Here is a 25076-nt window from a genome sequence, read left to right on the forward strand (position 1 = left end):
AAGGTTCTTTTCGAGCAATATAAATATAGATTTACAAAATGCCTGACAACAGGAGTGTTGAAATTGGAATATCATTATCCGATTGATTATGATTGGTCCACGCAAGAAATTGTGGATGTAATTAAGTTTTATGAAGCTGTGGAGAAAGCCTATGAAAAAGGGATAAACCGCGACGAACTGCTTAATGCTTACCGACGTTTTAAAGAAATAGTTCCAGGAAAGGCCCAAGAAAAAAAGCTTTGCGGTAAATTTGAGGAATTGAGTGGCTACTCACCTTACAAAACTGTGAAAACTGTCAGAGAGGCGAATTCAGGGGAAATGATAAGAATGAGATAATTGAATAAACAAAGACAAGCGGGGAAAATACTCCATCACGGTTTACGCTAATGAATAGAGGGGTATTAGTATTATATAATCAACTTGTTGAAATCAAAAAAATTACCCGCTTGTAATTTTTTTAATTGGTAAAAAAGAAAAAATTGTTGCAACTAAAATGGATAGCTCATAATATAATAGTAAAAATAATCAGAAAAATTATTTCTTGAAAAAATGGAAGGGGTGTTTTTTCATGAAGCAATTAATAAATTCGTCAAGGAAGAAAAATAGAGATATGGAAAGAACAGCCGTTTTAAGGCTGGAAATGGATTATGAACTGGCAACGCTTTTTGAAGCTATAAATGAGAAAAATGAAGAAAAGAAGAATGAATGCAAGAAAAATCTGGAAAATATTAGACGGGAATTGCTCAAACTTAAGGCTTTATAAATACTGTCCGAAAAAGGAGTACATGTAAAGGGAAATGAGACAACAAAATAAGCGGCTGAAGTGTTAAAAACGAACTCCAGAATGAATATGGGGGTTCGTTTTTGTTTTCATGAATAATGTACAGGATGAAAGAAAAACAAATGATTATTTGGTTAGCCGGAAAATATAAAACTTGAAAGGTTCAATTATTTCCATTAAGCTTTTAGTAAATTTATGTGTCAATAATGATAAAGTTCTGACTTAATATGGAGCAGTTTCGTGTGACAGTTTTCTTTATTGGAGGATTAATATGACGAATTGGAAAGAAATTGATGCAAATGCAAAAACATGGATAAAAGAAGCAGGAGAAAGAATAAAGAACTCTTTTCCAAAAACATTAGATATTCAGGCAAAATCAAATCCTAATGACCTTGTTACTAATATTGATAAGGAGACAGAACAATTCTTTATTACAAAGATAAAAGAAACATATCCTGACCATTACATATTAGGAGAAGAAGGATTTGGCGATAAGCTGAATAATGAATCGGGAATCGTTTGGATTATTGATCCGATAGACGGAACGATGAACTTTATTCATCAACAGAGAAATTTTGCTATTTCTGTTGGAATTTATGAAAACGGCTCCGGCAAAATCGGATTAATTTACGATGTTGTCCATGATGAACTGTACCATGCATTTAAAGGCGAAGGTGCTTATATGAACGGAAAACCCCTTCCCCGCCTCGAGGAAGTATCTGTTTCTGAAGCGATTATTGGAATAAACGCCACATGGATTACGCCAAACAAAAGAATCGATCCTAAATATCTCGCAGCACTTGTTAAAGATGTGAGGGGAACGAGGTCGTATGGATCGGCTGCACTGGAAATTACATATGTTGCTACGGGAAGGTTGGACGCTTATATTTCTTTACGCCTTGCTCCCTGGGATTTTGCAGCAGGCATCGTGATTATTGAAGAACTTGGTGGAGTTGTGTCTTCATTGAGAGGCGAACCGATTAATATTATGGAAAAAAGCTCCTTGTTTGTCTCTAAACCCGGACTCCATGGCACGATTATGAAAAAATATTTGCGGAACGGGAATTGGTAAATAACAGAAAAAGACACAGTGAACACAAATTGAATATGTGCCGCCCTTTACAATCAAAGAGGCTGAGGGTCAGACCCCTCCAATGAAATAAAACCATCCTATAATTTTGTCTTTGTTGGAAGGTGTCAGACCTCAAAGAGTCAGCCTCTTTTCATTTTACAGCTCTCCTTTTTCTCTCATTTTCCGTTTCGTTTTAAAACCGAACCCCATGACAAACACCAGCAGCACGAACGAAGCGCTGGCCCCAGCCACGCTTCGTTCTGCAATGGAAATCCCGATCCCCATAATGCAAAAAGCTGCCGCAAAAGCAAACATTAAGAAAATCCATTTAATCTCTTTCAAAAAAGTTTCCTCCTCTGGAAAATACGAATCCATTTCTTGTTATTTTACATAAAATCTCTTTTAGTTTCTAGTAATTCTTGTGTTATAATATGTTAGTTATAATAATAATAAAAACACTTAATTATGTAATTACAGGCAGGAGTGACCTATTTGAAAATACGTGAAGATATAAGAAACATTGCGATTATTGCCCACGTTGATCATGGAAAAACAACGCTTGTTGACCAGTTGTTAAAGCAAGCCGGTACATTTCGTTCAAATGAGCATGTTGAAGAGCGTGCGATGGATTCAAATGACCTCGAAAGAGAAAGAGGCATAACGATACTTGCGAAAAATACAGCGATCCAATATAAAAACACGAAAATTAATATTCTTGATACGCCGGGGCATGCCGATTTTGGCGGTGAAGTTGAACGGATCATGAAAATGGTTGACGGAGTTCTACTGGTCGTTGATGCATACGAGGGATGTATGCCGCAAACTCGATTCGTATTAAAAAAGGCGTTAGAACAAAATTTGACCCCGATTGTCGTCGTGAATAAGATTGACAGGGCCTTTGCCCGTCCGGAAGAAGTAGTAGATGAAGTGTTAGATTTATTTATCGAACTAGATGCAAATGAAGAACAGTTAGAATTTCCAGTGATTTACGCTTCAGCAATAAACGGAACTGCGAGCACGGATCCAACAAAGCAAGATGAAAACATGCAAGCATTGTATGATGCGATTATTGAACATATTCCTGCACCGGTCGATAATCGAGAAGAACCGTTACAGTTTCAAGTATCGCTTCTTGATTACAATGACTATGTTGGAAGAATCGGAATTGGACGAATTTTCCGTGGAACGATGAAAGTGGGTCAACAAGTTGCACTAATGAAGCTTGATGGTTCAGTAAAACAATTCCGTGTGACGAAAATGTTTGGCTTCTTTGGGTTAAAGCGTCAAGAAATTCAAGAAGCATATGCCGGAGATTTAGTTGCTGTTTCCGGGATGGAAGATATCTATGTCGGAGAAACAGTTTGTCCGGTTGATTACCAAGAAGCACTTCCATTATTGAGGATTGATGAACCAACATTGCAAATGACATTTCTTGTAAACAACAGTCCGTTTGCAGGCAGAGAAGGAAAATATTTAACAGCAAGAAAAATTGAAGAAAGACTTCGTTCACAATTACAAACGGATGTTAGTTTACGAGTTGAAAATACCGACTCACCGGATGAATGGATCGTTTCCGGAAGGGGAGAGCTTCATTTATCGATTTTAATTGAAAACATGCGGCGTGAAGGTTACGAACTTCAAGTATCAAAGCCTGAAGTCATTGTAAAAGAAATTGACGGTGTACGTTGTGAACCAATTGAACGTGTACAAATCGATATTCCTGAAGAGCATACTGGAGCTGTAATGGAATCAATTGGCGCCCGAAAAGGGGAAATGCTTGATATGATTAATAACGGGAATGGTCAGGTCCGGCTGTACTTTAATGTTCCGGCCCGCGGTTTGATCGGCTACACAACAGAGTTTTTAACGCTTACGCGCGGTTACGGAATTATCAATCATACATTTGACAGTTATCAGCCAATGCAGCCCGGACAAGTCGGCGGCAGACGCCAGGGAGTGCTCGTATCTATGGAGACAGGCAAGGCCACGACATATGGTATTATGCAAGTTGAAGACCGCGGCACCATTTTTGTTGAGCCTGGTACTGAGATCTACGAAGGCATGATCGTCGGAGAACATACTCGTGAAAACGATATTACGGTTAACATTACAAAAGTTAAACAGGCGACCAATATTCGTTCTGCGACGAAAGACCAAACGGCTACGCTTAAAAAGCCAAGAATTATGACACTTGAGGAAGCTTTGGAATACTTGAATGATGACGAGTATTGTGAAGTCACTCCTAAATCAATCCGCTTGCGCAAAAAGATTCTTGATAAAAATGAACGTGAAAGAATTGCCAAGAAAAAGAAATACGCCGAATTGGGTTAAAACCAAGGGAGGTGATGAGTAATGGATGTGACGGAGCGTTTGTCCTTTTTCGCCGCTTTATTTAAGGTAAATGAAAATCCCAAGACCGGTATGTGGATGTTGTATTTAACAATTGTCTTTTTATCCATCATTGTGTATAAGCTTGGTTTTGCAAAAAAACTTCCAATATTAAAATCATTCATTATTTATCTGTTTTTAATTTTAGGATGTACGATATTGACCTTCCTAGGAGCATTCCTCCCAGTTGCTGAAGGGCTTGTTGTTGCTGCCTTAATTTTGATTATTTATAAAATTCGTCTTCGTCAGGAAAAAAAACAGGAAACGAATTCAAACTAGGAGAAACAAATGAGGTCATTACAGGATGCTTTATATAATTGGCTGACAATCAAAATTGTAAGTGATGAAAGGCCTGATGATACGGCAGCAGCAGAAACGAAGGATCTTTTTGAACGAATATTAAAAGAGGAACATGGGATAGAGGAAATCGAAATTAAGAAAGATGAAGTGATGTATGTTTTGCATTATCGTAAAGATGAAGAACGGAAAAAAGCATCGTTTCCCTGTGAGCTTATTGAAGCAATGATTAACCAGATGAATGAAGAACCGGAAAAATACCCGAATTACCCTAAATAAGAACCATCCGCCTATTATAGACGAGGCGGATGGTTTTTCTTCATTTAAGTATAAGAAAGTAAATATTTCTGGACTTTGAAAACTGTCCAGCTCCAGCGCCTAGGCCCTCGAGGTCGCCTCACGCCTGCCAATGAAGTCAAAAAACGACTTCACCGGCAGGACCTCCAGCGCTTGTCGGGCCTGAGCGAGGCGCTTGCGCTTTTCTTATTACCACTCTTCATCTTGAGAACGAGGTTTATTAAGGCGGAATTTGCCTGAAGCAATTCTTGCTTTCGTTTTCTCTTCAATTCTCTTATCGCACTGATGGCACATGTACGTATGAATCGGACGATTTCTAAGCCGTTTTGCTAAATGAGATTCATCTTCAATAGTTTCAATTTTATCGCATAAAACACATTTTACTTTCATTTCAATTACACCTCTTATTGGCTCTATTTTCGATCAAATGCACTGTATTGCTGAGAAAAAAAAGATCATTAAACCCAGAAAACGCATTATAACTAAGAGGCTGGACAAAGTGATAGCGCTTATTTATTATATTATAGAACATCATAACGTTTCGAGGGAACAATGATCAGATATACTAAGTTTAAATTCTTGGATAACAGGTAAAGTAGGAATATGTCCAAAATTCAAGGAGGATTACAATAATGGCAAATCAAGTTGAACCTAAGTTAATAAAACCTCTATACGATGAATTGCAAAAAGAGCGCTTTGTTCTTCTCGCGACTATTGATTTTGAAACAGGAGGTCCGAATGTAAGTGCCATCTCCTGGGTATTTGCAAAAGATGATGAAACGATCTATTTTGCAGTTGATAACAGATCAAGAATTGTTCAAAACATAAATAATAACAACAAAGTCGTTATCAATATTATTGCGAATGAATCTACATATTCAATTAGTGGAGAAGCAAGTGTAAAACAGGAAAAAATGGAAGGGGTTCCGCTTAAACTCGCTCTCATTGAAGTAAAGATCAAGGAAGTAAGAGATGTTATGTTTTATGGCTCAAAAATTGTAAAAGAACCTGAATATGATAAAACATATGACAAAAATGCCGCTTCCCGTTTAGACAAACAGGTAATGGATGCAATGAGAAATGCTTAGTCGCAGAGACTAAGCATTTCTCATTGCAAAAAAAGAATATATTCAATCCAGATCTTATTCTTTCTGATAATTTGATTGTTTTTGTTGTTCTTTATCCAATTCTTTTTCTTGTGACTTTTTCAATTTGTTTTTCGGTTCTTCCGTTGCGTTTTTTGGTTTTGGATCAACCATATCAGCCGGCACTTCAGGCATAAGCCGCCCGGTAATATCAGAAAGTTCGTTCATGATTCCTTGTATTGGCTCCCCATTTTCAATATCCTGAGAAATTTCCCTCAGCCGTGCATTCATATCCGGGTCAGCAACTACAACTGCTCTTGCACCATAAGGATCGTGTTTCAGGCTTTCAGCGACTGAATATTTGATGGTGCCTACTTCAGATCTCTCGATATTAGATTGAACATCAATACCGACAATTGCAAACTTTCCAAAAACAACTGCCGTGGCGTCATTTACATCCGGGTTACTTGTGGCCAGTTCAACTAAGCGGCGGGATATTTCCTGCCCGGTTTTTCTATCAACTTCTTCGATAGCAGTGTTTTTCACACTTACTAAATTTTGCTTTTCTTCTGCTCCTTCGTTTTGTGTATTACAGGCTGCAATAGTTAAAAGTAAAAAAACTAAAAGCAAACATCTGTTCATATAGAACACCTCCGTCTTCATTAAAAAACCTATTAATAAACCGATCAAAAACAATATTTAAATAAAGGATTTACTAACAATTATTGTGCAAATTTTCGTCTATCTTTATTCGGGCAAACATATATTTTACAAAAGCACAATCCCACCCAGAAAATTTATTTTAGAAATAGAAGAGCGGGAGGCATCAGTTTGAGTAAAATATACGTGTTAGATACGAATGTCTTGTTACAAGAACCGTTTTCGATTTTCTCGTTTGAAGATAACGATGTGGTTATACCTGCTGTTGTTCTCGAGGAAGTGGATTCAAAAAAGAGATATATGGACGAGATAGGCAGAAATGCAAGGCAGGTTTCAAGACTGATCGACAGTTTTAGAGAAACTGGAAAACTGCATGAAAAGATTCCCCTTGAAAATGGAGGCACTTTAAGAATCGAACTGAATCATCGCTCTTTTCATCAGCTCCAAGAAATCTTTGTAGAAAAAACAAACGATAACCGCATATTGGCTGTAGCAAAAAATTTGTCTCTGGAAGAACAGACGAAAGAAAATGGGAAAACGGTCATACTAGTAAGCAAGGATGCACTTGTCAGAGTAAAAGCGGATGCCATCGGTCTAATAGCAGAGGATTTTTTGAGTGACAGGGTAGTCGAAGTTGATCATCTTTATACGGGTTTCTTAAATGTGTTTATTGATGCGGCTCTTTTAGTAAAATTCTATGAAAATGGAGAATTGCTTTTATCGGAAATTGCTAATCACCCTTTTTTTCCAAATCAATTTTTGATTATGAAAGATTCCCTCGGAAGTTCGTCATCTGCACTTGGGATTGTTGACCAGACAGGCAAAAAGGTGAAAAGGCTTGTTTTTGACCATGAACAAATATGGGGAATTCGCCCGAGGAATGTACAGCAGACTATGGCAATTGAGCTTCTCTTGCGAAGGGATCTGCCCCTTGTGACTTTAACAGGGAAGGCGGGAACTGGAAAAACGTTACTCGCTCTTGCTTCAGGATTATTGCAAACGGAGGATTTGCAGCAATATAAAAAACTTCTAGTTGCAAGGCCTATCGTGCCTGTTGGAAAAGATCTTGGATTTTTGCCGGGAGAAAAGCAGGAAAAACTAAGGCCTTGGATGCAGCCTATTTTTGATAATCTTGAATTTTTGTTCAACACAAAAAAGCCCGGCGAATTGGATGCAATTTTAGCAGGAATGGGCTCCATTGAAGTGGAAGCGTTAACTTATATCAGAGGCAGAAGCATACCTGATCAATATATTATTATTGATGAAGCCCAAAACTTGACAAAACATGAAGTAAAGACCATTTTAACAAGAGTAGGGGAAGGAAGCAAAATTGTTTTGATGGGGGATCCGGAGCAAATTGATCATCCTTATTTAGATGCGTATAACAATGGTCTTACATATGTTGTAGAAAAATTCAAAGACCAAACGATATCTGGACATGTGAAGCTTATAAAAGGAGAACGGTCAGGTCTTGCTCAACTGGCGGCGGACTTGCTGTAAGTTTTAAGGAAAGCCCCTTTCCGGCCATCTTTTGAATGATGGACAAGAAAAGGGTCGAAGGATCATCATAAAAATGAAAGAAATACAAGAAACGATTGGTTTCTTTACAGTACTGTAAATCCCTTAACGTTTTTAATCGGTGCATCTTTATTTGAACCATCGCCATAGTAAACGTGAACGGGTCCGTCTTCTTTCAATGGTTTTCCATCTTTCGAAAAACCAAGTATTAATTCAAAGCCCTTCTCAAGCGGCAATTTTACATCCGATGAATCTGTTTCAATGACAAGCCACTCAGCGTCATCTGCAGGTTCGGCATTGTTTAAAAATGATTTAAATGGAATTCCAAATGTGCCGGTTAAGATTTTTTCTTTCTCAAATTTTTTTTCTGATTTTAATGTGGGTGGATAGACTGCTCCTTCCATTATTTCTCTGTCCCAGTGCTTTGAGATGGATTTCGTATATTCTTCGAGGTCATCATCTTCTTGATTTTGAGAAATAAAGTATGTATTTAAGTCAACGCGCCTATCGTCAAAAATCCATACGCCCGGATCCATTGTGATATTGAATTTTACTTTCCCTTTTATTGTAATGATATTTTCCATTTTCTCCACCTCTATTTGAGTTTCATTCTTTTAAGTATACATAGATTTTCATCAATTGTCATATTACACAATAACAGATAAAAGGGTCAGTAATATGCTTAATGAAACATATCTTTTATTGCCGTTAAAAGAAAAAATGGCACCTTATTATTCTTGCTTTTTTGGACGTTAAACGGTAAACTTAAAAGATAGGATCGGGTAATGGCTCGGAAACGGGGGGATCAATGTTGGCGTTTGAAATGATGGTTAATCATCAAGAAAAGGCACTTGCCCTATTAAAGGCTGACGCTGATAAAATCTTAAAGCTGATAAAGGTGCAAATGGATAACCTTACAATGCCTCAATGCCCTCTTTATGAAGAGGTGCTGGATACGCAAATGTTTGGATTATCCAGAGAAATAGACTTTGCTGTCCGGCTTGGTTTGGTGGATGAAAAAGAAGGAAAAGCGATCCTCGATCAACTCGAAAGAGAGCTTTCCATTCTTCATGAGGCATCACAAAGAAAATAACATTGAAAAACTCAAACATATTCATTAGAATTTGTTTGAGTTTTTTTATAATTGCATTCATAATTAATCGAAAATAGTATATTTAGTAGTCTGGAAGAATTTACTTTTCTTTTGTGTCATATTATTTTATTTATAGTATAACATTATTGTGGAAAAATAATAATTAATATGTTACATTTAATGTGACTCTTCTCATTTCACGTAATATATCTAATCATATCGTTAGAAATACTTTATGCATTTAAGGAAAGAGGCTTAATGTTTAAAAAAATTTTAAAATCTTATGATTACTCTTTGATTATTGTCATGGTACTTTTATCTTTATTTGGATTAGTGATGGTTTATAGTGCTAGTATGGTTTGGGCTGTACAAAGATATGGCCTGCCAAGTGACTATTTTTATCAAAAACAAAAGTTGTTTTTGATCGGAGCATTTATTGTTTTTTTGATTGTTGCCCTGTTTCCTTATAAGGCGATGAAAAGCAATAAAATACTTGGTTTTATTGTATTGATGTCTTTATTTGGCTTAGGAGCACTCTTTGTTTTTGGACATATCGCAGGCAACGCACAAAGCTGGTTCAAAATCGGGCAATTGAGCCTGCAGCCGTCTGAATTTACGAAAATAGCTGTAATTATTTATTTGTCTGCAGTTTATGCTAAGAAACAATCATACATAAATGAATTTAACAAAGGGGTCGTACCCCCGTTAGTTTACCTTGTTCTCGTTTGTATTTTAGTAGCTATTCAACCTGATTTTGGTACAGCTGTTATCATTTTTTTAATCGCTGCAGCCATTATTTTATCATCGGGTATGAATTGGAAAAATATTTTTAAACTAATTCTGATAGGAATATTGGTAGTATCTCCAGTTGCTTTAGTCATGAAAGATAATCTTTTTACAAAAGAACAGCTGGAAAGATTTGAAGCCGTGAAAAATCCATTTGAAGATGAACTTGACACAGGATTTCATCTTTCCAACTCTTTTCTCGCGATCGGTTCAGGAGGAATAAACGGTCTTGGATTGGGAAAAAGCATTCAAAAGCTGGGCTATTTGCCGGAATCCCATACAGATTTTATCATGGCGGTCATTGCTGAAGAACTGGGAGTATGGGGTGTCAGCTTTGTTATATTATCTTTAGGATATATAGTTTTAAGAGGTATTTATATAGGCCTTAAATGCAGAGACCCTTTTGGCAGCTTGCTTGCTATCGGAATCTCAAGCATGATAGGCATCCAATCCTTTATTAATCTTGCCGGGATATCTGGTTTGATTCCTCTTACGGGTGTTCCTCTGCCGTTTATCAGCTATGGAGGGTCGTCATTGTTGCAGTTGTCGATTGCGATGGGGATTTTAGTAAATGTCTCAATGTTTGTGAATTATGAAAGAAAATATAAAAAGAATAATGAAAAAAAGATAGTTGCATAAAAGACAACTCCAATCAAATCTGCTTTCAATCAATTCCACAGGCTCTCGTGCCTTAAATGGTTTTGAATAAATATAAAAATACATAAAAGAAGAGGTGTTCTAATGAAAAGACGCATTAACAAGGTATTAGTTGCGAACAGAGGTGAAATCGCCATCCGGGTGTTTAGAGCTTGTACGGAGCTCAACATTCGGACAGTAGCCATCTATTCGAAAGAAGACTCCGGTTCATATCATAGGTACAAAGCTGATGAAGCGTATCTGGTAGGAGAAGGAAAAAAACCGATTGATGCCTACCTTGATATAGAAGGTATTATCGAAATTGCCAAAGCTTGCGGAGCCGATGCCATCCACCCCGGATATGGATTCCTTTCCGAGAATATTGAGTTTGCCAAGCGATGTGCTGAAGAAGGAATCATTTTTATCGGTCCTGAAGCAAAACATCTTGATATGTTTGGAGATAAAGTCAAAGCTAGGGAGCAGGCACAGCTTGCCGAAATCCCGGTTATTCCTGGCAGCAACGGGCCGGTAAAAGGGCTGGAAGAAGTGATTCAATTTGGAAAAACATATGGTTTTCCAATTATCATTAAAGCTGCCCTAGGAGGCGGCGGCCGAGGAATGAGAATCGTAAGAAGCCTTGAAGAAGTTAGAGAGGCTTATGAACGTGCAAAATCTGAGGCAAAGGCCGCTTTTGGCAGCGACCAAGTTTATGTAGAGAAATTTATTGAAAAACCGAAGCATATTGAAGTTCAAATCATCGGTGATGAACATGGAAATATCGTACATTTGTATGAACGTGACTGTTCGGTCCAGCGCCGCCATCAAAAAGTGGTCGAAGTAGCGCCATGTGTTTCTATTTCAAACGAACTTCGAGAAAGAATATGTGAAGCTGCCGTCAGGTTAATGAAAAATGTAAATTATGTCAATGCAGGAACAGTCGAATTCCTATTGTCAGGTGATGATTTTTACTTTATTGAAGTGAATCCGCGCATCCAAGTAGAACATACAATTACCGAAATGGTAACCGGAGTCGATATTGTCCAAACACAAATTCTAGTTGCGGAAGGACATGAACTGCACGGAGAAAAAATAGGGATTCCAGAACAAAAAGATATTCACATTAATGGTTATGCAATTCAAGCTCGCGTCACAACAGAAGATCCGCTTAATAACTTTATGCCTGATACCGGAAAAATCATGGCTTACCGTTCAGGCGGCGGTTTTGGTGTCCGCCTTGATGCAGGAAATGGGTTTCAGGGTGCGGTTATTACGCCATACTATGACTCATTGCTTGTAAAACTATCGACTCATGCAATGACATTTGAAAAAGCTGCGGCAAAAATGGTCCGAAACTTAAGAGAATTTAGAATCCGCGGAATAAAGACAAATATTCCTTTTCTTGAGAATGTTGTGAAACATGAAAAATTCCGTACCGGACAATACGATACTTCGTTTATCGACACAACACCGGAGCTATTCTTGTTCCCTAAAAGTAAAGACCGGGGTACAAAAATGCTGACTTACATCGGTAATGTAACAGTAAACGGGTTTCCGGGCATTGAAAAAAGGAAAAAGCCGGTATTTGATAAACCTAGAATTCCTAAGCTGAAATATAGTACAGAATATAAAAATGGAACAAAGCAAATTCTTGATGAACATGGGGCGGACGGTCTAGTCAAATGGGTGAAAGAACAAAAAGAAGTTCTGCTAACTGATACGACATTCCGTGATGCTCATCAATCTCTATTAGCAACTAGAATCCGAACAACAGATATAAGCCATATCGCAGAGCCTGCTGCAAAATTATTGCCTGAACTTTTCTCATTCGAAATGTGGGGAGGGGCTACTTTTGACGTCGCCTATCGGTTCTTAAAGGAGGATCCGTGGGAAAGGCTGATAAAATTAAGAAAGCAAATTCCAAACGTTCTTTTACAAATGTTATTAAGGGCGTCAAATGCAGTTGGCTATAAAAACTATCCTGACAATGTCATTAGGGAATTTGTAGAGAAATCTGCCCATGCCGGAATCGATGTATTCCGAATTTTTGATAGCTTAAACTGGGTTAAAGGAATGGAAGTTGCCATTGATGCAGTAAGGCAGTCTGGAAAAATTGCAGAAGCGGCAATTTGCTACACAGGGGATATTTCAGATCCGACAAGAACAAAGTATGATTTGAATTATTATAAAGAATTGGCGGTTGAACTTGAAAAACAAGGCGCACATATTTTGGGAATTAAAGATATGGCGGGACTTTTAAAACCTCAGGCAGCCTATCGCTTAATATCAGAATTAAAAGAAACTGTAAGCATTCCAATCCATCTTCATACTCATGATACAAGTGGAAACGGAATTTACATGTATGCGAAAGCAATTGAAGCCGGGGTTGATATTGTCGATGTTGCACTAAGTTCCATGGCCGGTTTAACTTCTCAGCCTAGTGCAAATACTCTTTATTATGCATTAGAAGGTACTGAAAGAAAACCGAACGTCAAAATTGAAGCACTGGAACAGCTTTCTCATTACTGGGAAGATGTACGGAAATATTACCATGATTTTGAAAGCGGGATGATGTCACCACATACAGAAGTGTATCAGCATGAAATGCCGGGAGGACAATACAGCAACTTGCAGCAGCAAGCAAAAGCAGTCGGGCTCGGGGACAAATGGGACCAAGTGAAAGAAATGTATTCTCGCGTGAACCAAATGTTCGGAGATATTGTCAAAGTTACTCCTTCCTCAAAAGTGGTTGGGGATATGGCATTATTTATGGTGCAAAACGAGTTGACAGAAGAAGATATTTTAACTAGAGGAGAATCTCTTGATTTTCCTGACTCAGTGGTAGAACTATTTGAAGGGTATTTAGGACAACCTCACGGCGGATTTCCGAAAGAACTTCAAAAAATCATTCTCAAAGGCAAAGAGCCGATCACAGTCCGTCCGGGCGAATTGCTTGAAGATGTTGATTTTGAGGCGCTCAAAGAAGAGTTATTTAAAGAAATTGGAAGACCGGTTACAAGCTTTGAAGTAATTGCCTATGCCTTATATCCGAAAGTCTTTTTGGAATATATTCAAACGGTAGAAAAATTTGGGGATGTCTCTGTCCTCGATACACCAACGTTCTTATATGGAATGAGACTGGGTGAGGAAATTGAAGTTGAAATTGAAACAGGTAAAACACTTATTGTTAAGCTTGTTTCAATTGGACAAGCACAAGCAGACGGCACAAGGGTTGTCTACTTCGAACTAAACGGTCAGCCAAGGGAAGTTATTATTAAAGATGAAAGCATTAAAACGGCAGTAGCTTCGAAGGTTAAAGCAGATCCAAAGAATGAATCACACATCGGCGCTACGATGCCTGGAACAGTTATCAAAGTTCTAGTCAATAAAGGAGAAAAAGTTGAAAGAGGAGATCATCTCGTAATAACGGAAGCGATGAAAATGGAAACGACCGTTCAAGCGCCATTTTCCGGAATTGTAAAGGATATATTCGTCAACAATGGCGATGCAATTCAAACAGGAGATTTATTAATTGAACTGGCAAAATCATAAATTTATGCGAATCATCCTTACTTATTATATAAAAGTAAGGTAAGGACAAAAGAAAAAGACCTGTTCCCGTTCATAGCGGGAGCAGGTCTTATTTAATTTCGACCGAAAACGGGGAGATGGAAACAGGCTTTGTTTGACTTTCCGTCTGCGTATTTTTTATTTCTAATGCGTTTTTTTTGCTTCTTGAAGTTAACAGAATAAAATAACTTAAGACACCAAATAAGCAGGAAATAAAGAATGCGTGTGCCAGTGCAATATAAAGATTTAGCCTTGTTAAGACAATAAGTGCTCCAGATGCTACCTGGAGGGTTACAAGAATAAAAGAGATAATCCAGCCCCAATAAACAACTTTTTGGTGTTTATAATTTCTAACAGCCAATAAGGTGACATAGCCAATCCATATAAAAATAATTCCTGCTGCTACTCTGTGTCCCATTTGGACCCATTCATAAAAATTAGCAGGCAATGATAGTGATGTATTCAAGCAAAGCGGCCAATCCCTGCAAACAAGACTGGCGTTAACATGTCTGACCAGAGCTCCTGAATAAACGACAATAATACTGTACGTTGTAATGCCGATCATATGCCTTATCATTCTTTTATCAAGTACAAGTTTCTCGGCTTTAAATTTATGATCTACCTCAAAGATCAGCAAAGTTAATAGAAATACTGCTGCAAAGGAAACAAGAGATATGCCGAAATGAAGGGCAAGAACAAAATCGGATTGACCCCAAATGACGGCTGCTGCCCCAATAAGGCCTTGAAGGATAAGAAAGAAAACTGACAAAAATGAAAGAAACTTTGTCTCCCGTATATGCCCGATTGACCGCCATGACCAAATAGACAAGATCAACACCATTATGCCTACAATTCCTGATACTAGCCGATGGGCAAGTTCAATGATAAGTTCAATTGTAATATTACTCGGAATAAATTCACCGTTGCAGAGCGGCCATGATCTCCCGCACCCCATGCCTGAGTCCGTTTTTGTTACAAGGGCACCGCCCAGCAAAATAAGCAGCATTCCGACAGTAGTTAGAACGGCGAACCATTTAATGGATTTTCTCACTGTATTTCCACCTTCTTAACTTTAATAAGTACGTGCATTTATTTTAGCCATTTATTCAATGATTTTTGTAATCAGAATGATAGTAGCATACACTTTTCAGATAGTACATAATAAATCATATTTTTACAACTGTATATAGCTTCAAATATCACTGTAATTATAGTAAAAACGGTTGAAAATTGAAAGAGAGTTTGTTAGTAATATTAAAAGAGGGAATCTGTGGGCAGTCTACCTTTTCTTATAATCCCGACACTTAGGATGTAAAAGTACATATTCGAACCGAAGCGGCCGTATTAAATTATTTAGTTACTTTAAATTACGGTGGAAAAATGACATTTTTAACAATCGAAAGAGATGTTTGACACAATTTAGTCATAATTTATTCGAAAAATATTCACAAAAACCTACAAAAATATGATTTAATATACATTGAACGTCATTATTTTCTATACAAATATTTAACAATATTTTTACGGTATTAATAGTGAAAGCAATTTTATTCTTGTTTCTCAAGTTGTTTTATATTTCCCAAGTTTTTATGGCAAATATAGCAATAAGCATAAAAATCCTTTATAGTAGGGGTAGTGCCTAATAAAAAAAAGCTATATTTGCAATGCGGGAAAAGGAGGAAAAGCTATGACTGACCCAAAGGCTTTTCGCGAAGCTGCGATTGATCCCAGCGAGCGAAGCCTGGAACCTGATATCCCTGAAACAACTGCTTGGAGGGATTTCCTTTCTTTAATTAAAATCGGAATTGTTAATTCTAACATGATCACGACCTTTACTGGTCTGTGGCTTGCTCTTTATTTTACGAACCAAAGTTTTTTAAACAATCTTGATCTTGTTCTGTTTACACTGATTGGTTCCTCGCTGATTATCGCCGGTTCCTGTGCCATTAATAACTATATCGACCGCGATATCGATCATTTGATGGAACGAACGAAGGGAAGACCGACTGTAACAGGAAAGGTTGCTCCGGCAAAGGTCGTTTTTCTCGGAGTTTTGCTTATCAGCCTCGGAACAATATTCTTGTTAATGACAACATTAACTGCGGCTATTATAGGTTTGATAGGTGTTTTCAGTTATGTTTATTTATATACGATATGGTCTAAACGACAATATGTATCAAACACGGTTATTGGCAGCATTTCAGGTGCAGTTCCGCCTCTGATCGGTTGGGCGGCGATCGATGCGAATCTTGATCCTGTAGCTTGGTATTTGTTTTTGATTATGTTTATTTGGCAGCCGCCGCATTTTTATGCTCTTGCAATGAGAAGAGTAGAAGAATACAGAGCAGCCGGAATTCCAATGCTGCCAGTTGTCAGAGGTTTTGATGTTACGAAGAAACATATTATGTTGTGGGTTGCTGCACTTTTGCCGCTGCCGTTCTTACTGACATCACTTGGAATACCGTTTTTAGTTCTTGCAACAGCTTTGAATATTGGCTGGCTTGCATTGGGATTTTTCGGGTATAAGAAAAAAGATGATGTAAAATGGGCAACATCAATGTTTGTATACTCACTCCAATATTTGACAATTATGTTTGTAGCAATGGTAATAGTCACACTAATATAAATTGACTTTGTTAGGAAATTCTTTCTGTACATTTTTTACCGGAGAGAATTTTTCCATATATTATTGATCAAACAATTCAAAAGAAATTTTTCACGAAAGAGGGGTTTGATTAAGCTATGAAAAGGCTTGCAAAATGGCGCCTGCTGTCAATATTTGCACTAATGGCGCTCGTTCTGGCCGGCTGTGGTGAACCGTATTTATCAGCACTAAAGCCTGCCGGAGAAGTTGCGAAAACGCAATTTAATTTAATGATTTTAGCCACATCAATTATGGTAGGGGTCATACTCGTAGTTACAATAATTTTTATTATTGTAATGATCCGCTTCCGTCGTAAAGATGACAGAATACCAAAACAAGTTGAGGGAAGCCATAAACTTGAAATTATTTGGACTGTTATTCCGATTATCTTGCTTCTTATCCTTGCAGTTCCAACGGTTGCTGCAACATTTAAGCTTGCTGATGTATCGCCGATGGAGAAAAAAAATAAGGAAGGCAAAACGGATGCACTTGTTGTTAATGTCCGTGCAAGTTTATACTGGTGGGAATTTGAATATCCAAATGAAGGGATCATTACAAGCCAGGATTTAGTTGTTCCTACCGGTGAAAGAGTTTACTTTAATCTGAAAGCTTCAGATGTTAAGCACTCTTTCTGGATTCCTGCTGTTGGAGGAAAATTGGACAATAACACAGAAAACATCAATAAGTTCTGGTTAGAGTTTGATCCTGAAAAATCAAACGAAGCAGGCAACTTATTTTATGGAAAATGTGCTGAGCTCTGCGGACCTTCGCATGCTCTGATGGACTTTAAAGTAAAAGCAGTTTCCCGTGCAGAATTTGATCAGTGGGTAAAAGATATGCAGTCTGTAAAAGAGCCTGAAAAAGCACAGACCGACTTAGCGAGTGAAGGTCAGGAAATCTTTAACAAAAGTTGTATAGGTTGCCACGCAGTAACTCCGGCAAATACGACTCCTGAGGCGGCCCGTCAGGCTCCAAACTTGACTAACTTCGGTGAACGTTCACGTATTGCGGGAGTACTTGAACATAATAAAGAACAATTAAAAAATTGGTTAAGAGATCCTGAGGCTTACAAGCCTGGAAACAAAATGACTGGTACATACGGCCAGTTAAATGAACATCAGATTGATGCACTTGCAGAATACTTAATGAATTTGAAAGTACAGGACTAATGGGGATTAGTTAAAGAGGGAGGTAAAACTGTGAGTACCTATGCTCAGAAAAGAGGATTCGGAGCAGTCTTATGGGACTATCTGACAACTGTCGACCATAAGAAAATCGCAATCCTTTATCTAATAGCTGGTGGATTTTTCTTTCTGCTTGGCGGTATTGAAGCCTTGATTGTCCGTATTCAGCTTGCAGTGCCAAATAACGACTTTGTAAGTGCCGGTTTATTTAATGAAATTATGACCATGCACGGTACAACAATGATTTTCTTGGCTGCTATGCCGCTCGTATTTGCTTTCATTAACGCGATCATGCCTTTACAAATTGGGGCCCGCGATGTTGCGTTCCCATTTATTAACGCGTTAGGTTTTTGGCTGTTTGTTTTTGGAGGTATTTTCTTAAACCTTTCTTGGTTCTTGGGAGGAGCTCCTGATGCCGGATGGACTTCATATGCTTCTTTGTCACTTGCATCTGAAGGACACGGAATTGATTTCTATACATTAGGTTTGCAGATTTCAGGTTTTGGTACATTAATGGGCGGAATTAACTTCCTTGTTACCATTATCAATATGCGTGCTCCTGGTATGACTTTTATGCGCATGCCGTTGTTTACATGGTCGTCATTTGTCGCGTCTGCCTTAATCTTATTTGCATTTCCGCCGTTAACTATCGGAATATTCTTATTAATGTTTGACCGTTTGTTCGGTTCCAACTTCTTTGACCCGGCTGCAGGGGGGAATACGATTATCTATGAACATTTCTTCTGGATTTTCGGGCACCCTGAAGTTTATGTTTTAATATTGCCTGCATTCGGAATTTTCTCTGAAATCATTTCTACGTTTTCGAGAAAACGTTTATTCGGATATTCGTCAATGGTCTTTGCGCTAGTTCTAATCGGATTTTTAGGATTTATGGTTTGGGCCCATCATATGTTTACAACAGGTATGGGGCCGATTGCCAATGCCATCTTCGCTGTTGCAACAATGGCCATTGCCGTTCCTACAGGTATTAAGATTTTTAACTGGTTATTTACGATGTGGGGCGGAAGCATTAAATTTACAACCCCAATGATATGGGCTGTTGCATTTATTCCGTCATTCGTTATGGGCGGGGTAACAGGAGTTATGTTAGCTTCAGCTGCTGCTGACTACCAATATCATGACACTTACTTTGTTGTTGCCCACTTCCACTATGTAATTGTTGGCGGTGTTGTATTCTCATTATTTGCCGGAGCACATTTTTATTGGCCTAAAATGTTTGGCAAAATGTTAAATGAGTTCTTAGGAAAAATTACTTTTGTCTTGTTCTTTGTCGGTTTCCATTTAACATTCTTTGTCCAACACTTCCTTGGATTAATGGGAATGCCTCGACGTGTCTTTACGTTCTTGCCTGGACAAGGATTGGACACAGGGAACTTTATCAGTTCAATTGGTGCATTGCTTATGGGTGCAGCCGTTATTGTAATGCTAATTAACATCGTTATCACAAGTGTTAAAAAGCAAACAGTCGGCAATGACCCTTGGGAAGACGGACGTACATTAGAATGGGCGATCCCTTCTCCACCGCCATTTTATAACTTTAAACAATTGCCGCTTATTCGCGGTTTGGATGCTTATTGGCTGGAAAAAATGGAAGGAAAAAAAGGCATGATTCCGGCTGAACCGCTTGGAGATATTCATATGCCAAATTCATCCTTTGTTCCATTTATGATTTCGCTCGGTTTATTTATTGCCGCATTTGGGGCAATGTACCGTTCTGATTATTCTTGGGGACTTCCAGTGCTTATTATCGGCTTGGTCGTTACGTTTGGATCTATGGCGTTCCGATCTATTAAGGATGATCATGGTTTCCATATTCATAAAGAAGATTTAATTGATGATGATAAGAAGGGGGTTAAGGCATAATGCAAGCTGAAGAAAAATTTACAGTTGAAACGTGGCCTGCTTCGCCTGAAAGGGCTACCCTCGAAGGAAGAAACAAATTTTTAGGATTTTGGTTTTTCTTAGGAGGAGAGACGGTCCTCTTTGCGTCTCTCTTCGCTACCTATCTTGCATTAAAGGATAAAGTTCCTAATGGAGATCACGCGTTAGCGAAAGACATGTTTGAATTACCGCTGACATTCGTGATGACAATGCTGTTGTTAACTAGCTCATTAACAAGCGTTTACGCGATGTATCACATGAAGAACTTCCAATTCAAAAAAATGCTCCTTTGGCTTGGAATTACCGTTCTTCTTGGCGCAGGCTTCCTTGGTCTGGAAGTTTATGAATTTAATCATTATGTACATGAATATCATCACACTTTTACAAGCAGTGCATTTGGTTCAGCATTCTATACATTGGTCGGTTTCCATGGAGCTCACGTTTTATTCGGATTAGGGTGGATCCTTACATTAATGATCCGCAATGCGAATCGGGGATTAAACTTGTACAACGCACCAAAGTTTTATGTAGCAAGCCTTTACTGGCACTTTATTGACGTTGTGTGGGTATTTATCTTCACAGTAGTATATCTAATGGGAATGGTGGGATAAACTGATGACGAACCAGCAACTCAATTCAGGTAACCCAAGAGTAGACATTGAATATCGCCGTAAAAAAAATGCAGAAGAGATGAGAGATCAAATTATCTCTTTCACCATAATGATATTTTTAACTCTTATCGCATTTGCAGCAGTTGCCTATGAAAAATTTTCCGGATGGTTTACAGTACCGTTTATCATTCTTTTAGCAGTAGTTCAAGTTATTTTCCAGCTCTATTATTTCATGCATATGAAAGAAAGAGGCCATGAATCACCTGCACTTTTCCTGTACTCAGGGGTATTGGTTGCGGCAATAACTGTACTAGCTTTAATGACTGTCGTTTGGTGGTAAAAAAAGAAAATCGGCTATTTAGCCGATTTTCTTTTTAAGGGAATAATAACATTATGGTAACTTCTTCTTTCATTGCGGAAATACTTTTCTAAGGGTAAAATATACTTGAACTTTTCATATGAATGGGGTGATTCTACCTTGCCATTAAGCTTATTTGGTTTTCGGGCATTATGGAGCCCATATTTTTTTATCGCATTATCGCTCGTCGTTGCAGCCTTTTTTCTGATAACAGTGAAATATCGGGATCGTTTTGTTGGGAGCGAACCTTTGACAAAAAAAGAAGGAACGTTATTTGTTACTTCGATTGTTCTTTTGTATATTATTAAAGGTTCACCTATTGATCTTTTGGGGCATCTTACTTTTTCTGCACATATGATTCAAATGGCTGTAGTAAATATTGTCATTCCTCCAATTCTAATGATTTCGATACCAAAATGGCTATGGAAAAAAGTTATAAACTTAAAAGGAATTAAACCGTTATTTCGCTTTTTTTCGAAGCCATTGATTGCCGTAGTTTTATTTAATGGAATATTCTCATTCTACCATATCCCGCTTATTTTTGATGCGGTAAAAACAAATATGTGGCTGCATGCCGGATATAATACGTTGTTGTTTATTTTGGCAGTCTTGATGTGGTGGCCTTTATTAAATAAGCTCGAAGAATACCAGATATTAAATGGATTAAGAAAAGTTGGATATATTTTTGCTAATGGTGCATTGCTGCTACCTTCATGCGCACTGATCATTTTTGCTGATTCACCATTGTATGCGACATTTTCAGATCCAAGCATGTGGGCGAAGTCGCTTTCATTATGCGTGCCGTCAACAACATTGTCAGGACTGAATTTAAGTGGTCCTGAAATGTTCACCTCATTATCTTTGCTTAATGATCAGCGCCTTGGCGGCATTTTAATGAAAATTACTCAAGAAATTGTATTTAGTGTTGTGCTTGCGAAAGTATTCATTGACTGGTATCGAAAAGAACAGTATGAACCAGACCCGGAGTCAAACGAGTATTTACCACCTCATCCAATTAAACAATAACAGGGGCTGACTCTTTATTTTAGAGTCAGCTTTTTTACAGTGAGATACCATAATATGTAAGATTTTTTACAATATTTTTAAAACTCAGCCTCTATGATTGAAAAAAGGATCATGTTTATTAGAATGATTATGTACGCAAATAAGACAATCACTGCAGTTCGACTTTGTAAAAAACATGAAAAGGTATATTAATTTTAACAAAGGACAGAGAGGACAACGCTATGGAATCATTGCCGATATTACCTACCATAAGTACTTTGTTTATTGTATTAAGTGCAGTTGCGATTGCAATAGGGTGGATTCAAATTAAGCAGAGGAGAATTGAAGCTCATAAGAAAACAATGTTTTTGGCAGCTGTATTTGCTCTTCTCTTTTTTCTGATTTATGCTGCAAGAACAATCTTCATCGGAAATACTGCTTTCGGCGGGCCGGAGGACATTAAAATCTACTATACATTGTTCCTCATTTTTCATATTATTTTGGCAACAGCAGGAGCTGTATTTGGAATTGTAACCCTTCTGACAGGCTATAACAACAAATTAGCTAAGCACAGAAAACTAGGACCTGTAACAAGCATTATTTGGTTTTTTACGGCCATAACGGGAGTAGCGGTTTACTTATTGCTTTACGTTATTTACAGAGGCGGGGAAACGACCTCAGTGATTAAAGCAATTCTGGGATTCTAATTAAGTTGGAATGGCGGGATATGAATAGACCCGCCATTCTTAGATTAAATTTTAAAATTAAGTTTGATAATCCCTGCTTCTCTTGCGGAATTAAACGCAATAAGCAAAAGAGGTCCAATAAACAATCCAAGGACGCCCAGCAGTTTTAATCCCAAATACATAGCAATTAATGTAGCTAATGGTGATAAGCTGATTTGGCTGCCCATAACCTTTGGTTCTAAAGTACGTCTGATGATCAGCAAAATCACTGCAAGTACAGCCAGTTTCATACCAAGTGCAACATTATCAGTTAGAATATGAAATAGTGCCCATGGCCCGAGAACGGTTATGGAACCGATAACCGGGATGAAATCAATCAACCAAATAATGAGTGCCATGATGAGTGCAATTTTAGGTGTAATCATCATTAAACCGAGAAGAGAGATAATAAAAACGATCACACTTACGAGAAACTGGGCTTTCAGAAATCCGAAAACAACGTAGGAAAGGCGAGATGTCATAAAATGAACTTTATCGGCAGTTTTTTCTGTTAAATGATTATTGATTCCTTCACGCAACCGCGGCAAATCGATCAGAAAGAGAAAAAGTGCAACTAAGTATACTAGAAAACTGATAAAAAAGTTCGGAATATTCGCAAGAAATGTCTTTATATTATTGATATTTACATATGCCAAGAGGTCGTTTTTTAGGTTGTTTAAAAAATTCTGAACTCTCTTGCTGGTTTCATTCACAAATTCACTTGGAAGATCTTGCGCAGCATTTATAATGTTTGCTTCAACTCTGAGCCATGCTTTAGATATTTCATTTACATAAAACGGAGCATTTTCTGCAATTTTTATAGCTTCGGTAATTACTTTTGTGGTAATAAAATATCCGATCATGCCTAGAAAAAGAAGAAATAGAAAAAACACAACAATAACCGAAAAGCGGCGGTTTAACCTTAAGCGTATTTGAAAAAGCCTTACTAGCGGTTCTAATAACAATGCGGTTATCAATGCTGTGATAAGCGGTACTGATACTGGCATGATGAAATAAAAAAAGATGATAGAAATTACGAGCCCTAGGATAATAAGCAAATTACGTTTCTTAAAAAATCCGGACAAGACAGAACTCCTTTCAGATCATGGTCTTCATTCAGGTCAAAATCATTTTTTATATCAATTAAATTATATTATGTATGTCATATTTAAAACAATTATCAACATTGGAAAAATGGATCAAAAAATATTTTTTTGGGAGAACGGATTTTGATGGAAAACTGCTACAGCTCAGAATAAGAAAAACCGGGGAAAGATACCCGGTTTTTCTTATTGTTTAGCGAATTTTTCAATTTCGACTTTTACACCTGCAAGAATTTTTTCACATTGACTTACAAGTGTTTTAGGGAAATTTTCGCCTTCTCCGTATTCTACACCATGAGGATAATAATATTTGCCAAGTAGCGGTGTCATTAGTTGGATCGTTGCTTTATGGGTGTCTACGTCCCCTTCAACAGCAAAACCAAATACTCGAAGGTAGAAAGTGCCTTCTTTAAGCTCAAATTTGCGGTCATATGTAACACGTTCATAATCCCACTGGCCTTCGCGCACAAAATTGAAATTTGACATAACATCATCTAAATAGTTTAAATCTGCTTTTAAACCTTCTAAGCCAGTATTTTCAAATTTCATGAATGTCCCTCCTAGAAAACAATCCGTCAATAACGAATATTTAAACAACATTATCTCAAATTTAATAATAGTAGAAAATTGAAGAAGTTGCAATGAATACATAACATAAAAGATAACATAGTTCTTTCACAAATAGAGAGCGACCCCGATAAAAGCAAAAAATGGAAAGTATAAAACTGAATTGATTAAAAACATGACAACGAAGTGTCAGAAATAAGCAATAAAAAGTAAACGAGTATATTGCGCATAATTTTTTCTACATATAGAAATGCTAAATGAGTGTAAAGCAACTATAAAAAGAATAAAGGAGGAAAACAGATGGAAAAAATACGCGATTTGATGACAACCGATGTTGAAACTTGTTCTTTGTTAGATAATGTTTATGAAGTGGCTGTAAAAATGAAAGATTTGAATGTGGGAGCAATTCCGGTTGTGGATAATGGAAAGCTAGTTGGTATGATTACAGACCGTGATATCGTCGTAAGATGTATTGCGGAAAAAAATCCGCCATCATCAAAAGTAGAAGACGTTATGAGCAGGCAATTGGTGACTGTTACTCCGGAATCTTCTACAAGAGAAGCGGCACAGCTCATGGCAAAAAATCAAATTCGCCGTTTGCCAGTTGTTGAAGGAGATAAACTTGCAGGGATCGTTTCACTCGGAGATTTTGCTGTCAGACAATTAACAGATGACCAAGCTAAAGAAGCTCTCTCTGAAATATCTGAACAACACGGCCAACAGCCTCATTAAGAAAAAGGCACCTTAAGGTGTCTTTTTCTTTCTTTTAAAATATAATGCCATTATTCCAATGAATT

General features: G+C 37.6%; 26 protein-coding genes. 19 read left to right on the plus strand and 7 right to left on the minus strand.

The features are described 5' to 3' along the window. The first annotated feature begins 63 nt into the window (after nucleotides 1-63). The 3 genes from C0966_RS03115 (at nucleotide 64) to C0966_RS03125 (ending at nucleotide 1853) form a co-directional block, all read left to right on the plus strand. Complete coding sequence (locus C0966_RS03115; protein ID WP_274853738.1) at nucleotides 64-336, plus strand: UPF0223 family protein; 273 nt, start codon at nucleotides 64-66, stop codon at nucleotides 334-336. A gap of 232 nt (nucleotides 337-568) precedes the next feature. Beyond that, entirely contained in the window at nucleotides 569-763 is a 195-nt protein-coding gene (locus tag C0966_RS03120; protein WP_274853739.1) for a hypothetical protein, read from the plus strand. 289 nt (nucleotides 764-1052) lie between these two features. Next, the gene (locus C0966_RS03125; RefSeq protein WP_274853740.1) at nucleotides 1053-1853 is read left to right on the plus strand and encodes an inositol monophosphatase family protein; all 801 of its coding nucleotides are present in this window, start codon (nucleotides 1053-1055) and stop codon (nucleotides 1851-1853) included. A gap of 156 nt (nucleotides 1854-2009) precedes the next feature. Here the strand turns inward: C0966_RS03125 and C0966_RS03130 are convergent, their stop codons facing one another. Then, nucleotides 2010-2195 carry a YlaF family protein gene (locus tag C0966_RS03130; protein WP_274853741.1) on the minus strand — a complete coding sequence of 62 codons (186 nt, stop codon included), beginning with the start codon at nucleotides 2193-2195 and terminating at the stop codon, nucleotides 2010-2012. Nucleotides 2196-2345: 150 nt separating this feature from the next. Here C0966_RS03130 and typA point away from each other — a divergent pair, with 150 nt between their 5' ends. The 3 genes from typA to C0966_RS03145 are packed head-to-tail and all read left to right on the plus strand — an operon-like array spanning nucleotide 2346 to nucleotide 4817. Continuing rightward, a complete protein-coding gene (gene typA, locus C0966_RS03135; protein WP_274853742.1) occupies nucleotides 2346-4184 on the plus strand; it encodes a translational GTPase TypA in 1839 nt (612 codons plus the stop codon). A gap of 21 nt (nucleotides 4185-4205) precedes the next feature. After that, nucleotides 4206-4520 carry a YlaH-like family protein gene (locus tag C0966_RS03140; protein ID WP_274853743.1) on the plus strand — a complete coding sequence of 105 codons (315 nt, stop codon included), beginning with the start codon at nucleotides 4206-4208 and terminating at the stop codon, nucleotides 4518-4520. 9 nt (nucleotides 4521-4529) lie between these two features. Next, nucleotides 4530-4817, plus strand: coding sequence for a hypothetical protein (locus C0966_RS03145; RefSeq protein WP_274853744.1), 288 nt, complete (start codon nucleotides 4530-4532; stop codon nucleotides 4815-4817). Between the two features lie 207 nt (nucleotides 4818-5024). Here C0966_RS03145 and C0966_RS03150 read toward each other — a convergent pair whose 3' ends face one another. Next, nucleotides 5025-5225, minus strand: a complete 201-nt coding sequence (locus C0966_RS03150) for a YlaI family protein (RefSeq protein WP_274853745.1) — start codon at nucleotides 5223-5225, stop codon at nucleotides 5025-5027. Nucleotides 5226-5467: 242 nt separating this feature from the next. Here C0966_RS03150 and C0966_RS03155 point away from each other — a divergent pair, with 242 nt between their 5' ends. Further along, nucleotides 5468-5923, plus strand: coding sequence for a pyridoxamine 5'-phosphate oxidase family protein (locus C0966_RS03155; protein WP_274853746.1), 456 nt, complete (start codon nucleotides 5468-5470; stop codon nucleotides 5921-5923). 54 nt (nucleotides 5924-5977) lie between these two features. Here the strand turns inward: C0966_RS03155 and C0966_RS03160 are convergent, their stop codons facing one another. Then, nucleotides 5978-6562 (minus strand): YhcN/YlaJ family sporulation lipoprotein, encoded by a 585-nt coding sequence (locus C0966_RS03160; RefSeq protein WP_274853747.1) that lies wholly within the window; start codon nucleotides 6560-6562, stop codon nucleotides 5978-5980. Nucleotides 6563-6751: 189 nt separating this feature from the next. On the opposite strand from C0966_RS03160, the gene C0966_RS03165 reads away from it, so the two are divergent. Next, nucleotides 6752-8080 carry a PhoH family protein gene (locus C0966_RS03165; protein WP_274853748.1) on the plus strand — a complete coding sequence of 443 codons (1329 nt, stop codon included), beginning with the start codon at nucleotides 6752-6754 and terminating at the stop codon, nucleotides 8078-8080. Nucleotides 8081-8184: 104 nt separating this feature from the next. Here C0966_RS03165 and C0966_RS03170 read toward each other — a convergent pair whose 3' ends face one another. Beyond that, nucleotides 8185-8682 (minus strand): peptidyl-prolyl cis-trans isomerase, encoded by a 498-nt coding sequence (locus tag C0966_RS03170; RefSeq protein WP_274853749.1) that lies wholly within the window; start codon nucleotides 8680-8682, stop codon nucleotides 8185-8187. Nucleotides 8683-8909: 227 nt separating this feature from the next. Between C0966_RS03170 and C0966_RS03175 the strand changes: the two genes are divergently transcribed. The 3 genes from C0966_RS03175 (at nucleotide 8910) to pyc (ending at nucleotide 14162) form a co-directional block, all read left to right on the plus strand. Beyond that, the gene (locus C0966_RS03175) at nucleotides 8910-9191 is read left to right on the plus strand and encodes a YlaN family protein (protein WP_274853750.1); all 282 of its coding nucleotides are present in this window, start codon (nucleotides 8910-8912) and stop codon (nucleotides 9189-9191) included. Between the two features lie 258 nt (nucleotides 9192-9449). Continuing rightward, on the plus strand, nucleotides 9450-10616 hold the full coding sequence (locus C0966_RS03180; protein WP_274853751.1) for an FtsW/RodA/SpoVE family cell cycle protein: 1167 nt from the start codon (nucleotides 9450-9452) through the stop codon (nucleotides 10614-10616). Between the two features lie 102 nt (nucleotides 10617-10718). Then, nucleotides 10719-14162: a pyruvate carboxylase gene (gene pyc, locus C0966_RS03185; RefSeq protein WP_274853752.1), complete on the plus strand. Its 3444-nt coding sequence runs from the start codon at nucleotides 10719-10721 to the stop codon at nucleotides 14160-14162. Nucleotides 14163-14250: 88 nt separating this feature from the next. Here the strand turns inward: pyc and C0966_RS03190 are convergent, their stop codons facing one another. After that, the gene (locus C0966_RS03190; protein ID WP_274853753.1) at nucleotides 14251-15231 is read right to left on the minus strand and encodes a COX15/CtaA family protein; all 981 of its coding nucleotides are present in this window, start codon (nucleotides 15229-15231) and stop codon (nucleotides 14251-14253) included. A gap of 636 nt (nucleotides 15232-15867) precedes the next feature. Here C0966_RS03190 and cyoE point away from each other — a divergent pair. The 7 genes from cyoE to C0966_RS03225 all read left to right on the plus strand — a co-directional run bounded on the left by cyoE (nucleotide 15868) and on the right by C0966_RS03225 (nucleotide 22591). Further along, a complete protein-coding gene (gene cyoE, locus C0966_RS03195; RefSeq protein ID WP_274853754.1) occupies nucleotides 15868-16806 on the plus strand; it encodes a heme o synthase in 939 nt (312 codons plus the stop codon). Between the two features lie 116 nt (nucleotides 16807-16922). Then, on the plus strand, nucleotides 16923-17993 hold the full coding sequence (coxB, locus tag C0966_RS03200; protein WP_274853755.1) for a cytochrome c oxidase subunit II: 1071 nt from the start codon (nucleotides 16923-16925) through the stop codon (nucleotides 17991-17993). Nucleotides 17994-18023: 30 nt separating this feature from the next. Then, a complete protein-coding gene (gene ctaD / locus C0966_RS03205; RefSeq protein ID WP_274853756.1) occupies nucleotides 18024-19892 on the plus strand; it encodes a cytochrome c oxidase subunit I in 1869 nt (622 codons plus the stop codon). Then, nucleotides 19892-20521 carry a cytochrome (ubi)quinol oxidase subunit III gene (locus C0966_RS03210; protein ID WP_274853757.1) on the plus strand — a complete coding sequence of 210 codons (630 nt, stop codon included), beginning with the start codon at nucleotides 19892-19894 and terminating at the stop codon, nucleotides 20519-20521. Before ctaD ends, C0966_RS03210 begins: the two co-directional genes overlap by 1 nt. A gap of 4 nt (nucleotides 20522-20525) precedes the next feature. Then, nucleotides 20526-20861 (plus strand): cytochrome c oxidase subunit IVB, encoded by a 336-nt coding sequence (ctaF, locus tag C0966_RS03215; protein WP_274853759.1) that lies wholly within the window; start codon nucleotides 20526-20528, stop codon nucleotides 20859-20861. Nucleotides 20862-20999: 138 nt separating this feature from the next. Beyond that, nucleotides 21000-21905 (plus strand): cytochrome c oxidase assembly factor CtaG, encoded by a 906-nt coding sequence (gene ctaG / locus C0966_RS03220; protein ID WP_274855701.1) that lies wholly within the window; start codon nucleotides 21000-21002, stop codon nucleotides 21903-21905. A 221-nt stretch (nucleotides 21906-22126) separates the two neighbouring features. Next, nucleotides 22127-22591 carry a DUF420 domain-containing protein gene (locus tag C0966_RS03225; protein WP_274853760.1) on the plus strand — a complete coding sequence of 155 codons (465 nt, stop codon included), beginning with the start codon at nucleotides 22127-22129 and terminating at the stop codon, nucleotides 22589-22591. Between the two features lie 44 nt (nucleotides 22592-22635). On the opposite strand, the gene ytvI is transcribed toward C0966_RS03225, so the two are convergent. Together ytvI and C0966_RS03235 are read right to left on the minus strand one after the other, a co-directional pair. Next, a complete protein-coding gene (gene ytvI / locus C0966_RS03230) occupies nucleotides 22636-23694 on the minus strand; it encodes a sporulation integral membrane protein YtvI (protein WP_274853761.1) in 1059 nt (352 codons plus the stop codon). 204 nt (nucleotides 23695-23898) lie between these two features. Beyond that, nucleotides 23899-24261, minus strand: coding sequence for a YugN family protein (locus tag C0966_RS03235; protein WP_274853762.1), 363 nt, complete (start codon nucleotides 24259-24261; stop codon nucleotides 23899-23901). Nucleotides 24262-24579: 318 nt separating this feature from the next. On the opposite strand from C0966_RS03235, the gene C0966_RS03240 reads away from it, so the two are divergent. Continuing rightward, nucleotides 24580-25011 carry a CBS domain-containing protein gene (locus C0966_RS03240; protein WP_274853763.1) on the plus strand — a complete coding sequence of 144 codons (432 nt, stop codon included), beginning with the start codon at nucleotides 24580-24582 and terminating at the stop codon, nucleotides 25009-25011. Nucleotides 25012-25076 lie beyond the last annotated feature (65 nt).

The sequence above is a fragment of the Bacillus methanolicus genome, assembly GCF_028888695.1.
GTDB lineage: Bacteria > Bacillota > Bacilli > Bacillales > Cytobacillaceae > Bacillus_Z > Bacillus_Z methanolicus_B.

Coding starts and splice junctions, on each gene's coding strand:
- C0966_RS03125 (WP_274853740.1), top strand. CDS start 1,053: ATGACGAATTGGAAAGAAATTGATGCAAATGCAAAAACATGGATAAAA.
- C0966_RS03180 (WP_274853751.1), top strand. CDS start 9,450: ATGTTTAAAAAAATTTTAAAATCTTATGATTACTCTTTGATTATTGTC.
- ctaF (WP_274853759.1), top strand. CDS start 20,526: ATGACGAACCAGCAACTCAATTCAGGTAACCCAAGAGTAGACATTGAA.
- C0966_RS03150 (WP_274853745.1), bottom strand. CDS start 5,225: ATGAAAGTAAAATGTGTTTTATGCGATAAAATTGAAACTATTGAAGAT.
- C0966_RS03120 (WP_274853739.1), top strand. CDS start 569: ATGAAGCAATTAATAAATTCGTCAAGGAAGAAAAATAGAGATATGGAA.
- C0966_RS03160 (WP_274853747.1), bottom strand. CDS start 6,562: ATGAACAGATGTTTGCTTTTAGTTTTTTTACTTTTAACTATTGCAGCC.
- pyc (WP_274853752.1), top strand. CDS start 10,719: ATGAAAAGACGCATTAACAAGGTATTAGTTGCGAACAGAGGTGAAATC.
- C0966_RS03140 (WP_274853743.1), top strand. CDS start 4,206: ATGGATGTGACGGAGCGTTTGTCCTTTTTCGCCGCTTTATTTAAGGTA.
- C0966_RS03240 (WP_274853763.1), top strand. CDS start 24,580: ATGGAAAAAATACGCGATTTGATGACAACCGATGTTGAAACTTGTTCT.
- C0966_RS03210 (WP_274853757.1), top strand. CDS start 19,892: ATGCAAGCTGAAGAAAAATTTACAGTTGAAACGTGGCCTGCTTCGCCT.
- C0966_RS03225 (WP_274853760.1), top strand. CDS start 22,127: ATGGAATCATTGCCGATATTACCTACCATAAGTACTTTGTTTATTGTA.
- coxB (WP_274853755.1), top strand. CDS start 16,923: ATGAAAAGGCTTGCAAAATGGCGCCTGCTGTCAATATTTGCACTAATG.
- C0966_RS03170 (WP_274853749.1), bottom strand. CDS start 8,682: ATGGAAAATATCATTACAATAAAAGGGAAAGTAAAATTCAATATCACA.
- C0966_RS03235 (WP_274853762.1), bottom strand. CDS start 24,261: ATGAAATTTGAAAATACTGGCTTAGAAGGTTTAAAAGCAGATTTAAAC.
- C0966_RS03145 (WP_274853744.1), top strand. CDS start 4,530: ATGAGGTCATTACAGGATGCTTTATATAATTGGCTGACAATCAAAATT.
- cyoE (WP_274853754.1), top strand. CDS start 15,868: ATGACTGACCCAAAGGCTTTTCGCGAAGCTGCGATTGATCCCAGCGAG.
- C0966_RS03155 (WP_274853746.1), top strand. CDS start 5,468: ATGGCAAATCAAGTTGAACCTAAGTTAATAAAACCTCTATACGATGAA.